Source organism: Nocardia sp. NPDC019395 (assembly GCF_040632335.1).
Taxonomy (GTDB): Bacteria; Actinomycetota; Actinomycetes; order Mycobacteriales; family Mycobacteriaceae; genus Nocardia.
In genome coordinates this window covers 1,517,639-1,529,140 of sequence record NZ_JBEYBT010000001.1, presented here as the reverse complement: position 1 = coordinate 1,529,140, position 11,502 = coordinate 1,517,639, and the positions used below count along the sequence as shown (strand labels likewise).

At 66.8% G+C, this 11,502-nt stretch carries 13 protein-coding genes; 4 read left to right on the top strand and 9 right to left on the bottom strand.

All coding sequences use genetic code 11. The features are described 5' to 3' along the window. Window positions 1–250: 250 nt before the first annotated feature. The gene (locus ABZ827_RS06350) at window positions 251–1,306 is read right to left on the bottom strand and encodes an alpha/beta hydrolase family protein (protein WP_357233386.1); all 1,056 of its coding nucleotides are present in this window, start codon (window positions 1,304–1,306) and stop codon (window positions 251–253) included. Between the two features lie 288 nt (window positions 1,307–1,594). Between ABZ827_RS06350 and ABZ827_RS06345 the strand changes: the two genes are divergently transcribed. After that, entirely contained in the window at window positions 1,595–2,095 is a 501-nt protein-coding gene (locus ABZ827_RS06345; protein WP_357234552.1) for an SRPBCC family protein, read from the top strand. Between the two features lie 33 nt (window positions 2,096–2,128). Here the strand turns inward: ABZ827_RS06345 and ABZ827_RS06340 are convergent, their stop codons facing one another. Then, entirely contained in the window at window positions 2,129–2,506 is a 378-nt protein-coding gene (locus ABZ827_RS06340; protein ID WP_357233384.1) for a hypothetical protein, read from the bottom strand. A gap of 187 nt (window positions 2,507–2,693) precedes the next feature. Here ABZ827_RS06340 and ABZ827_RS06335 point away from each other — a divergent pair, with 187 nt between their 5' ends. Continuing rightward, a complete protein-coding gene (locus ABZ827_RS06335; protein ID WP_357233382.1) occupies window positions 2,694–3,116 on the top strand; it encodes an organic hydroperoxide resistance protein in 423 nt (140 codons plus the stop codon). A gap of 11 nt (window positions 3,117–3,127) precedes the next feature. On the opposite strand, the gene ABZ827_RS06330 is transcribed toward ABZ827_RS06335, so the two are convergent. Both ABZ827_RS06330 and ABZ827_RS06325 read right to left on the bottom strand, forming a co-directional pair. Beyond that, entirely contained in the window at window positions 3,128–4,153 is a 1,026-nt protein-coding gene (locus tag ABZ827_RS06330; RefSeq protein ID WP_357233380.1) for a hypothetical protein, read from the bottom strand. A gap of 72 nt (window positions 4,154–4,225) precedes the next feature. After that, complete coding sequence (locus ABZ827_RS06325) at window positions 4,226–4,459, bottom strand: hypothetical protein (protein ID WP_357233378.1); 234 nt, start codon at window positions 4,457–4,459, stop codon at window positions 4,226–4,228. A 122-nt stretch (window positions 4,460–4,581) separates the two neighbouring features. Between ABZ827_RS06325 and ABZ827_RS06320 the strand changes: the two genes are divergently transcribed. Further along, window positions 4,582–5,856: a hypothetical protein gene (locus ABZ827_RS06320; RefSeq protein ID WP_357233376.1), complete on the top strand. Its 1,275-nt coding sequence runs from the start codon at window positions 4,582–4,584 to the stop codon at window positions 5,854–5,856. A gap of 42 nt (window positions 5,857–5,898) precedes the next feature. On the opposite strand, the gene ABZ827_RS06315 is transcribed toward ABZ827_RS06320, so the two are convergent. From ABZ827_RS06315 to ABZ827_RS06305, 3 genes are all read right to left on the bottom strand, one after another. Continuing rightward, window positions 5,899–7,473, bottom strand: a complete 1,575-nt coding sequence (locus tag ABZ827_RS06315; protein WP_357233374.1) for a DHA2 family efflux MFS transporter permease subunit — start codon at window positions 7,471–7,473, stop codon at window positions 5,899–5,901. Further along, on the bottom strand, window positions 7,470–7,952 hold the full coding sequence (locus tag ABZ827_RS06310; RefSeq protein WP_357233372.1) for a MarR family transcriptional regulator: 483 nt from the start codon (window positions 7,950–7,952) through the stop codon (window positions 7,470–7,472). The genes ABZ827_RS06315 and ABZ827_RS06310 overlap by 4 nt, the downstream gene beginning before the upstream one ends. 160 nt (window positions 7,953–8,112) lie before the next feature. Beyond that, window positions 8,113–9,039: an alpha/beta fold hydrolase gene (locus ABZ827_RS06305; RefSeq protein ID WP_357233370.1), complete on the bottom strand. Its 927-nt coding sequence runs from the start codon at window positions 9,037–9,039 to the stop codon at window positions 8,113–8,115. A 207-nt stretch (window positions 9,040–9,246) separates the two neighbouring features. On the opposite strand from ABZ827_RS06305, the gene ABZ827_RS06300 reads away from it, so the two are divergent. After that, window positions 9,247–9,573, top strand: a complete 327-nt coding sequence (locus ABZ827_RS06300) for an Lsr2 family protein (RefSeq protein WP_357233368.1) — start codon at window positions 9,247–9,249, stop codon at window positions 9,571–9,573. Window positions 9,574–9,684: 111 nt separating this feature from the next. Here the strand turns inward: ABZ827_RS06300 and ABZ827_RS06295 are convergent, their stop codons facing one another. Beyond that, window positions 9,685–10,530, bottom strand: a complete 846-nt coding sequence (locus tag ABZ827_RS06295) for an SAM-dependent methyltransferase (protein ID WP_357233366.1) — start codon at window positions 10,528–10,530, stop codon at window positions 9,685–9,687. Between the two features lie 52 nt (window positions 10,531–10,582). Then, window positions 10,583–11,467: an SAM-dependent methyltransferase gene (locus tag ABZ827_RS06290; RefSeq protein WP_357233364.1), complete on the bottom strand. Its 885-nt coding sequence runs from the start codon at window positions 11,465–11,467 to the stop codon at window positions 10,583–10,585. Between the last annotated feature and the right edge of the window lie 35 nt (window positions 11,468–11,502).

Sequence of the window (11,502 nt, the reverse complement as noted above, 5' to 3'; positions counted from 1 at the left end):
TCCTCCCGGATTCGGGGTGATCTGCGGTTTCCGCCGCGGACGTCGCCGGAACATCTGTTGCGATGAAAGTCCGGCCAATATGCCAAATGGTCGCAAAATATCCGGTGCCGCTACGACAATGGCCCGATGCTACCGATCGAAATACGGTGTCTGGAATGGCTTCCAGACAACCTTCCGTCACCGCACAAGCGGTGCCGAGCCCAATTGTGAAGTAGCCCAGTGCGGTTGCGTTCCGCACTGGCGTGTCCACTCAATCCCCTAGAGTCGCTGCGAATACCGGCCACGAATCGTGTAGTTCCTGCTGCCAGTACCCCCAGGAATGGGTTCCGTCGGGCCGCAGCGCCACGGTGGCCGGTATCCCGAGTTCGTGCAGGCGTTCGCCCAGGCGGGTCGCGCAGCCCGCGGCCACGGTCTCCAGGAGGCCGCCGACGAGCATTTGATCGATCAGTTTCCCCGGATTGCGCTGGATCCCGGGGCCGTCCATGGTATCCAGGGCGCCGGGCGCACCGGTTCCGGCGGACACATACAGTGCGAGGCCGCGCAGCGCCTCGGCGTGCAGGAAGGGATCATTGTCGTTCCACGCGCGATCCTGAGGTGGGCCCCACATGTTTTCCGGATCTCCGCCATTGCTGCGGACCACCAGCTCGACGACGGCCCGGCCCTGTGGATCGCTGGTCCGCACACAGCCGCTGTAGGAGCCGAGCGCCCGGTAGCGGCCGGGCGCCGCGAGCGCCAGCTGGAACACCGAAGCGGCGGCCATCGAAACCCCCGCGAGCGCGTTGGCCCCGCTGCCGTGGAAGGTGCTGTCGATCAGCGGCGGGAGTTCCTCGGTGAGGAATGTCGTCCAGCGCTGACGTCCGAGGATCGGGTCGTCGGCCCGCCAGTCGGTGAAATAGCTGCCCGCACCACCGATCGGGTTGACGATGGTGACCTGCTCGGAATCGAAGTGTTCGGCGATATCGGTGCGGTCGAACCAATTGCCACCGTCGCCACCCCCGGTGATCCCGTTGAGCAGATACAGCACCGGCGCCTCGGCCGCGGGGTCCGCGGCGGGAAGGACCCGAACCGGAATCACCCGGTCCATCGCGGGCGAGTACACCGAGAGTTCCAGGGTGCGTCCATCGAGGGCGCGTACCCCCGCGGTCCGTGCCTCCTGCGATACCGGCCGGCCCGGCGTCGAGGGGGCGGGAGCCGTGGGGGGCCGGTCCGGCGGCTCGGCGGAACCGGGTGCTGTCGCCACGGGTGCGAGGGCGAGCGCGGTCACGGTGACGAGAATTATGCGATTCGTGCGGCGAAGGTGTCGCATCGCCGGAAGTTATTCCGCCCGCCGCCGCCGCGGACGCGATTCCGCCGAAGTCTGTGAGACGGGCCAGTGCGGGCCGGCTTTCCCTGCCACCGGTCCCAATCCGCCTTCTCGCGCCCTGCCGCCGCCGAGGTTACCGCCAGGATATGGACATATAACTGGACAGGTGTCACGATCGGTGCGCAGCCCGTAGTCCGTGGCTGTGCCGAGCGACGAGAGGAATATGAGCATGGACACCCGTGCCAACCGGGGGCCGGAGAGCGAAATCGGCGGTGGCCGGCCATGAGCACGATGCGTCCCTGTGAACGGGTCGGGGTCGAATTCATCGACAGCGCGCCCGTGCGGTTCAGCAACAGCGTGGATCTGGCGATCACCCCGGAACAGCTGTTCGAGGTCCTGGCCGATGCCGAATCCTGGCCCCGCTGGGCGACCGTGATCACCAATGTCACCTGGACCAGTCCCGAGCCCCGCGGAGTCGGAACGACCCGGCTGGTCGATATGCGCGGCGGGCTGGCCGGCGACGAGGAATTCCTGGTCTGGGAGCCGAACACCCGGATGGCTTTCCGGTTCAACAGCTGCTCCACCGGTGCCGTCGCGGCGTTCGCGGAGGACTACCGAGTGGTCGCCACCCCTGAGGGCTGCCGACTCACCTGGACCCTCGCGCAGCGTCTGGCCGGTCCGGCGCGTTTCACCGCGTTCGCGGCGAAACCGTTCATGAATATGGCGTTCCGCAGGTTCCTGGCGAATCTGCGCCGCTATACCGACAGCCGTTTCGCGGTCGCCGGGTCCTGACAGGTGTCACCGGCGGGCCCACGGCCCGCCGGGTCAGCCCATCAGCAGTGAACCCGCCAGCCATGCGCCCAATACCAGTACGACCCCGATCAGCGCGCCCGGATACAGTGCGCGACCGCTGCGTGCGGCATTGAGCGAGGTCGCCGCGCCGAGCAGGAATCCGAAGCAGCCACCCAGGACGATGATCCAATTACCGGTACTCGGATCGGTGGTGCAGCCGGTGCGTCCCTCACAGACACCCATGGCCAGCAGGAACCACGGGGAGATGACGACCGAGACAATCGCCAGGGTGGCGAGCAGGAACCACAGCAGCGCGGTGATCACCAGATCGGGCTCGCGGGGCTGCGGCAACGGCCCGCCGCGGCCGTAGGCCTCGTCCGGGATGGGGGAGACCGGATAGTCGGTGGACATCTGGTTCGGGAACATATGCCTCGCGATCGCTCGAGCCGACAGGGCCGCTGGATGTTATTTCGGAACCTTCCCTGTGCCGCAACTGATCCGGCACGCGCGCGACACTACACTGCGCGGAGAGACGCGGCAGCGAACCGCGGACCGCGGTACGGACAACCGTGCCGGCCCCGAACAGAGGAGAACGGCGATGCGTGTGCTGTACACGGCCGAGGCACTGGCCACGGGCGACGGCCGCAACGGACATACCCGCACCACCGACGGCAGTATCGATCTGGATCTGGCCGTTCCGAAGGAAATGGGCGGTAACGGTGGCGCCGCGAACCCGGAGCTGCTGTTCGCCGCCGGGTACGCCGCATGCTTCCACTCCGCGCTGCGTATGGTCGGCTCGCAGGCCAAGGCGAATGTCAACGATTCGGCGGTGGGCGCGAAGGTCGGTATCGGCACTGTCGACGGGGGCGGATTCGGACTGACGGTGACCCTCGAGGTCTCGCTTCCTCATCTGTCCGAGGACGACGCACAGGCTCTCGCGGACAAAGCACACGAGGTCTGCCCGTACAGCAATGCGACGCGGGGCAATATCGACGTGGAGGTCCGGGTCGCCCGGGATTGAAGGATCCGCCACTAGCGCTGCGCCGGCCCCGTCCCGGGCGGCTCACTGTCGTCGGGCGGATCCGTGGCCTCCGTCCGTGACTCCGTCGCTTCCGATCCGGTCGCGGTTGCGTCGGGTGGGCGTGTCGCCGGGCCGGCCCCGGTTGCGTCGGCCGCCGGGCGATCGGTGCCTGTGGTGGCCACATAGTTCGATGTCGTCCCGCGGGATACGCTGATTCGCCAGGGGGTCCACGTCGAGCCCGAGCCGTCCGTACGCCGCGGCATCGTCGCCACCGCGATCACGGCCGCACCCACGGCGATCACCACCGCCGCGATCGCCGCGCTGGTGATGGTGCCCGATGCGACGTAGTCGACCTGATTCAGGCCCGCCACCGGCTTCGAGCCGTCGTTGAACGCCCAGTTGATCCAGGAGCCGATCTGGCCACCCAGATCCCAGCGGCGGATCGTCATGTTCTTGAGGCTTTTCTGCTGGGAGGTCAGATACAGCAGATTCGCGAGGACCAGCAACGCGCTGAGCACGGAAGCGCCGGTGGCGATCCGGGCGAATCGCGGCGAACCGGTGACGATATGGATCGCGACCGCGGCGATGGTGACCGCGATGACGCTACTGGCGGTGACCGCCCACGAACCGGTGAAATTCGCCGCGGGCGGCGGCCCCTCGGACGACCATACGGTCAGATACTTGGTCGTCGAGTCGACCTGTCCGAACGGTGTGGCCGCGGCCATCCCATCCGGGCCATGGGCCACCATCCAGTGCTGGAACATGAGGATGAACGTGACAACGAATCCGAGCGCGGAGAACACATAGCCCCATTTACCGCTCAGCCGTGGTGTCGTACGGATTTCCTCGGCCCGGTCCCGCGTCCGGCGAAGCGCGGCGGCGGCGAGCGCTCGCCGCCGATCCCAGCGCTCGTCCCGGAGGCTGCCGGTGGCCTGGCCGCCGGTCGCTGTACTGCTCGGGGTGGACGCGGACGGCGTATGCACCTCACCGGCCGGTTCGGCACCCGCGGTCCGGCCCCACGGGGTCGGTTTGACCATCAGTCCAGTCTATTTCCGTGTTCAGCACTGGGAATAGGTGCCGGAAGCGGTTCCGGCCCATCGAATTCGGTGTCAGGCCGCGCCCGAGTGCCCCGCACGGCCGTTGGCGACCAGATCGACCACCGTATCGCGCAGGCCGGTTTGGATACGCAGTGAATGTCCCCGGAGGGCCGTCGAAGCCGCGCTTCCCGAGCCGGCGGATTCGGCCTCGGCGAGATCGACGAGTTCGTTGACGATATGACACAGCGCGAGCAAGCGCCGCACCATATCCCGCCGCTCGTCCGGCGGTATGACTTCCGTGTTCACGACTGTGTCATCGCGCGCGGTCCAGGAGTTGTTTCGTCTGTGAGCGGCATCGTCCAGATGCCGAGCGTGCCCCGCCCTCCCGGAGAACGACAACGCGGGGTATCTGGGTAGCGTTCGGGGCAGTGTCGCCGAGCACGGCAGGCGCCGGAGCAGCGTCCACGACACAGCCGATCTACTGCCGGGAGGTAATGGTGAACGTCGGCCGGGTACTACCGGCGCTGCTGGCAGCCGTACTCCTCGGGTCGTGCGCCGCCTGCGGGTCCACCGGCGATAGGCAGGTGACCGGCGCGCCGGCCCGTGGGGAAATCGTATCGGCGAGCCCGGTGATGGAGCTGAACGGTCCGCAGACCAGTGGCTATCTGGACCGATGGCAGTATCCGGTGGCGCAGGCGAACGGTATTCGCGCGTACCGGGTCGTCTACGGAACCATCGCGCCGGACGGTGCTCCTACCACGGCGAGCGGGCTGGTCGTCGTCCCCGATACCGGTACCCGGCGGCTACGAGCGGTCTCCTACGCGCACGGCACGGTTGTGCGCCGGGACGAGGCACCGACCGTTGCCGGTGAGACCGATCGTGCCCGGACGGCCATGTTCGCCGCCGCCGGTTATCTGGCGGTGGCGCCGGACTATCTCGGTCTGGGTACCGGACCGGGCCCGCACCCGTACGGGCACGCACCGTCGGAGGCCTCCGCGTCGGCGGATCTACTGCTGGCCGCGCGCACCCTGCTCGCCGAGCAGCGGCGCGAACTCCACCCCGAAGTGTTGGTTACCGGATTCTCCCAGGGAGGTCAGGCGGCGCTGGCGCTCGGCCGGGAGTTGAGAGCGGGAAAGGTCGAGGGGCTGGGCCCGGGCGCGGTCGCGGCGGTGAGCGGGCCCTACGACGTTCAGGAGGTACAGGCTCCGGCCGCGCTGGACGGTCGCGTCGAGGCCCGGCAGGCGGTCGTCTTCCTCGCGTACTGGATCACCGCGATGAACCGGATCTACCACCTGTACAACGATCCCGCCGACGCGTTCCGGCCGCCGTACGCGTACGAGGTCGAGGCGCTGTTCGACGGGCGCCACGATCTGTTGTCCATTTCCGCCGGATTGCCGAGGACCCCGCAGGAGCTGCTGACCCCCGAGTACCTCGAGCTGGCCCGGAACCCCACCGGTCCCGCCCTGCGGGCCATGGCCGACAGCGATGCGGTCTGCGACTGGTCTCCGGATGTACCCGTCCGGCTGTACGGGGCCACCGGTGACCGCAGTGTCCCGTTCGAGAACTCACAGCGGTGTATGAAGGCCGAGCTCGGCGCGGACGCCGAACTCATCGATCTGGGCGCCGCCGATCACGGTGGCACCGTCCACACGGCGCTGCCGCGGATTCTCGACTGGTTCAGGAATACGGCACCGCCCGCCTGAACCGGTCGGTTCGGGCGGGCGGTGTGACGCGGCCGAGCGGAATCAGTGCATGAGCACCGGCGCCGGCTTATCCGTATCGGTTGTCGCGACATCGCTCGCCTTGCGGGGCAACAGCAGCGAGAAGCCGACCGTGACCAGGCACAGCACGAAGGCCACCCAGAAGCTGCTCGCATAGGCATCGGACATCTCGCCCAGCATCACGGCCTGGAACTTATCGCCCAGGCTCGCGATGTACTGCAGCACCGACGGGTCGGGCTGTCCGCCGGTCCGCTGCGCTTCCATCATCGCCTGGCCGGCCGAGACCGCCTGCGAGTCCTGCATACGGTTGGTCAGCACGACCGAGATCACCGCGACACCCACCGAACTGGCGATCTGCTGAATGATGTTCAGCAGTGTGGATCCGCGGGCCACCTGCGCCTCCTTCAGAGTGCGCAGTGCGGCGGTCATCAGCGGCATCATGGTCAGACCCATGCCGAGACCCATGATGAACAGCACGCCGAGCACATAGAAGTAGGAGCTGTCCGCCTCGATCTGGGTCAGGCCGAACATGGTCGCGGCGAGGATCGCCAGACCGACCGGTACGACCCGGCCCACCGGAACCTTGTCCACGAGCATGCCCGCGATCGGCATGGTGAGCAGCGAACCGATACCCTGTGGCGCCACCAGCAGGCCCGCCATCAGCGCGCTCTCGCCCCGAACCTGCTGGAAGTAGGTCGGGATCAGCAACAGCCCGCCGAAGAACGAGGCCGAGAAGAGGAACATGGTGACCGTGGCGACGGTGAGGTCGCGATTCTTGAACAGCCGCAGATCCAGCAGCGGATTCTTCGGCTTGAACGAGTAGACGACGAATGCGACCACCAGGGCGCCGCCCACCAGCATGGTCGCCCACACCTTCGGGGTGTTGACGGTACCTTCCTCCGGGATGGAGGAGATGCCGTACAGGAACAGCGCCAGACCGGGCGACAGCATCAGCATGCCGACGAAATCGAACGATTCGGCGGGCCGTGCCTCGTCTTTGGGCAGGGCCCACCAGGCGTAGACGATGGCGATCGCGCCCAGCGGCAGGTTGATCAGGAAGATCCAGTGCCACGAAGCATCCTCGATGAGCCAGCCACCGAGAATCGGGCCGAGAATCGGGCCGAGCAGCATCGGGATACCCAGGATGGCCATCAGCCGGCCCATCCGCTCGGGGCCCGCGGCCTTGGTCAGGATGGTCATACCGAGCGGCATGAGCATCCCGCCGCCGAGACCCTGGATCACCCGGAAGCCGATGAGCGCGCCGATGTTCCAGGACAGTGCGCACAGCACCGATCCCGCGGTGAACAGCAGCAGGGCCACCATATAGAGGCGTTTGGTGCCGAAACGGTCGGCGGCCCAGCCGGTCAGGGGGATCACGGTGGCCAGCGCAAGGGTGTAAGCCGTGACCGTCCACGCGACCGTGGAGTAGTTGGCGACATCGAAGACGGTCTGGAACGTCGGCATCGCGACGTTCACCACCGTGATGTCCAAGATGGACATGATGGATCCGAGGACCACGACACCGGCCAGTTTCAGGACCGATGCGTCGATTCTCTCCGAAGCCCCCGCGACGGGCGCGGGGGCTGGACTTGCGTTCACGAATTGTCTCCTGACGATGCTGGGGGGCAGACCACGACGTTGTGTACGGCCCCGGACTCGAGCACGGCGGTGAGGACCTCGCACAGATCCGCGCGCAGTGTGTCGGGCAGGCGGTCGACGACCTGGTCGATCGTCGCGCGGTGTATTTCGATCTGGTCCCAGGCGAGGCGATGCCCGTGTTCGGTGGGGCCGACGAGTTTGACCCGCCGGTCGGTGGGGCTTTCCTGCCGGGTGAGCAGATCCAGGCGTACCAGCCGATCGACATTGCGACCGGCCGCGGTCATCGACAGTCCGAGTTCCCCTGCGATGGTGTGGATCGGCTGCGGCTCGCTGTGCCGGACGACGCTGAAGAGCACCCGGGCCTGAGCCAGGGTCAGATCCAGTTCGGCGAGCCGGTCGACCCCCTCCCACCGTCCTGGATCGCAGACCGCGAGCACGAAGTGCTCGATCAGTGTGCTCGTCTCCGTCTCACTTGCCACCGCGCGATGATATGGCACCCCGGGATAGTTGCGGAAGCGGGATTATCGCGTATGTGATGGGAAACATATAGGGCCGGGGCACGGCATCACGAACGGTGGACACCGGATGATCGGAAACCGGCTCCGATTCACGATTCCCCCCGATCACGGGGGAGTCCGTTCAGTCCGTGGAATCGCCGGTCAGGAAGTTCCCGACAACTTCCGCGATCTTGCCGGGCTGCTCCAGATGCAGGAAATGCCCGGCGCCGGACAGCGTCTCGGTGCTGCCGCCGGCCGGAGCGAGGACCTCGGCGACGCCCGCGGTGAACGCCGGGTGCATTGTCGTATCCGCCGCACCGTGCAGGTACAGCATCGGTACTCGCGGAGCCCGGTCCCAATACCGATGCAGTTCGCGGTATGGCTCGGGCATACCGCCGGCTACGCGGAGGAACGCGCGGTAATAGGACAGGGCGGCGGTTCGGTGCGCGCCGGGTGGTAGCGCGGCAAGCGCGAACGCGATATCCGCCTCCGCCGGGTATCCCGGGGACCAGTCGTGCCACAACCGGGGAATCAGACGGTCGAGTGCGCGTTCGGATACCCCGGGCAGCTGGTTGAACACCATGTACCAGCTGTATCGGAGCTGGCGCAGATACGCACCCACCGAACGGACGGCCGTCCCCGGCCGCGGCCGCATCGCAGGCACCGGCGGTACCGCCAGGGAAACCACCCGCCGGAACGGGCAATCCGGGTGGGCGGCAATCGTATTGGCGGTCAGCGCACCCCAGTCGTGGCCGATGAGGACGGCATCATCCGGAGCGCCGAGCGCGCGATGGATCTCGCCGGCGTCGTAGGCGAGAGCGCCCAGATGGTAATCGCCGTCCGCGGGTACAGCGGTCGGGGCGTATCCGCGAGTGAACGGCGCGATAACGCGGAAACCGCGGTCGGCGAGTGCGGGACCGAGATACCGCCAGGTCCACGCACTGTCCGGAAAGCCGTGCAGGCACATGGCAATCCGGTCCTCCGGCGCACCCCAGGCGAGGGCGGTCATCGCAAGGTGCGGCAGCTCGAATTCGACGGTCTCGGGCTGCTCGGTGTGGTGGATGCTCATCCGGCGGTTCCTCCTTCGGGCCTGCCAGTGACGGTACCTCCGCACCCGGATTCCGCCCCGGCGTGAGAGCGGTCACCGGGAGCGGTATGCTCACATCCCCAGGAGAGGTAGCTGTGCCGGTGCTGCGGGCAGGCCCGGATTTCGCACAGCCGCGGGGTTGTTGATGTCATATGTGGCAATGTATTCGGGGATCGGAGGAGTAAGCCCATGGCGCGCAAGGTCGTCATCAGCTTGATCGATGACCTCGACGGCGAATCACCCGCGGCCGAGACCGTGGTGTTCGCTTTCGAGGGCGTGACGTACGAGATCGACCTGACCGAAGCCAACGCGGGGGAATTGCGCGCAGTCTTCGGTAAATGGACCCCCTTCGGCCGCCGGGCCGGGCGAGCGGCGCGCACGAAGCGGGAACGTCCGGGCCGTTCGGCCTCGGCAAGGGTTATCCGGGAGTGGGCGAAACGTAACGGTCACGAGGTATCGGCGCGCGGCCGTATCCCGGCCGGCGTGCTCGCGGAATTCCAGCGGGTGAACGGCTAGGCATACCTCCGCCTCCGCTGCGGCCGTGCACTATCCGCGGTCGGATGTGCACGGCCGCGGTCCCCAGGAATCGCCCGCCGACCGGGGTGGGCGGGCGATTCCGTTGTTCGGTTACCCGGGTTTGTAGGCGATCCCGCCGACCATGACCCATTCCTCGGGATAGCGTTCGCGTAGGGCAGGGCCGGCCGGCCACCAGTCCTCCAACTGGACCAGGCCGGGTGCGACGAGCTCGAGCCCACCGAAGTATTCGAGGATCTGCTCGGTGGTGCGGTACCAGCCCGAGCCCAGGCCTTTTTCGGTGAAGCGTCGTTCGAGCTCCTTGGCCAGTGTGTGCAATTCCGGATGTGCGGGCCCCGGGTCGTGGAAATGGCTTATCGCGAGATACGACCCGGGAGGTAGCAATTCGACATACTCGCGCATCAAACCCACTGGGTCGAGTTCGTCGTCGATATGGTGCAGGAGGCCGCACAGGATCAGCCCGATCGGTCGCTTCATATCCAGGTGCCGGGTGATATCGGCCTGCCCGAGCAGCGTGCCCTCGTCGAGGAGATCCGCGGGAATGAAATGGGTGTTCTCGTTCTGTTCCAGCAGCACCCGGCCGTGTGCGTTGCACACCGGATCGTTGTCGACGTAGACCACACGCGCGTCGGGGCGCTGCTGTTGCGCGATTTCGTGGGTATTGGCCACGGTCGGCAGGCCCGCGCCGACATCGAGGAACTGGTCGATCTCCGCGGGACCGGCCAGATACCGGATCACACGATGCAACCATCGGCGATTCATGATGGATACATCACCCTGCCGTGGCGCGACTTCGAGAATCTGCTCGTAGGCGGCCCGGTCGACGTCGTAGTTGTCCTTGCCGCCGAGGCTGTAATCGTAGACGCGGGCGATACTCGCTCGGGTGGTGTCGACCCCGACGGGTTTGCGAATACCGGTCCGGGAAACCGGTTCGGCCATGTCGACCTCTTTCTGGGTGATGTAGCCGGACGAATAGGGGTGTGCGAGCCGGCTACTCGTCGCTCGGGACGCTGCGCAGCCGGGGCGCCGGGCTGGGCGGTTTGAACCCGACACCGCCGATCACGACGCGCTCCTCCGGCAGCCGTTCCCGCGCGGGCGGTCCGGCGGGCCACCAGTCTTCGAGTTCGGTGAATCCCGGCGGGAGGAGTTCGAGACCGTCGAAGTACTCGAGCTGCTGCGCGCGGGTGCGGTACCAGCCGGAGCCGAGACCCATTTCGGTGAAGGCCTGCTCCAGTTGCTTTGCCAGCGCGTGCAATACGGGGTTCTCGTCGCCGGGATCGAAGAAATTGGTGATGGCCACGTACGACCCCGCCGGCAACCGGGATATGTACTCGCGCATGACACCGGGCGGGTCGAGCTCGTCGTCGAGATGATGCAGCAGCCCGCACAGGATGATCGCGATCGGCCGGTCCGGATCGAGGTATTGCAGCACATTCTTGTTCTCCAGCAATGTGCCCTCCTCGAGCACGTCACCGGAGACGAAATGGGTGTTCTCGTTCTGTTCCAGCAGCACCCGGCCGTGTGCGTTGCACACCGGATCGTTGTCGACGTAGACAACCCTGGCTTCCGGATTCTCCTGTTGCGCGATCTGATGGGTGTTGCCGACGGTCGGCAGGCCCGCGCCGATATCGAGGAACTGGTCGATACCGGCCGGTCCGGCCAGATAGCGGACCACCCGGTGCAGCCAGCGGCGGTTCATGCGGGAGACGTCGCCCTGCCGCGGCGCGATACGCTGGATCTGTTCGAAAGCGACCCGGTCGACGTCGTAGTTGTCCTTGCCGCCGAGGCTGTAATCGTAGACGCGGGCGATACTGGGCCGGGTGGTATCCACTCCGACCGGTGCGCGAACCCCCGTCTGAGGAGCCGGTTCGGCCATGAAAACCTCTCTCTACGTTATCGATCGAACAGGGC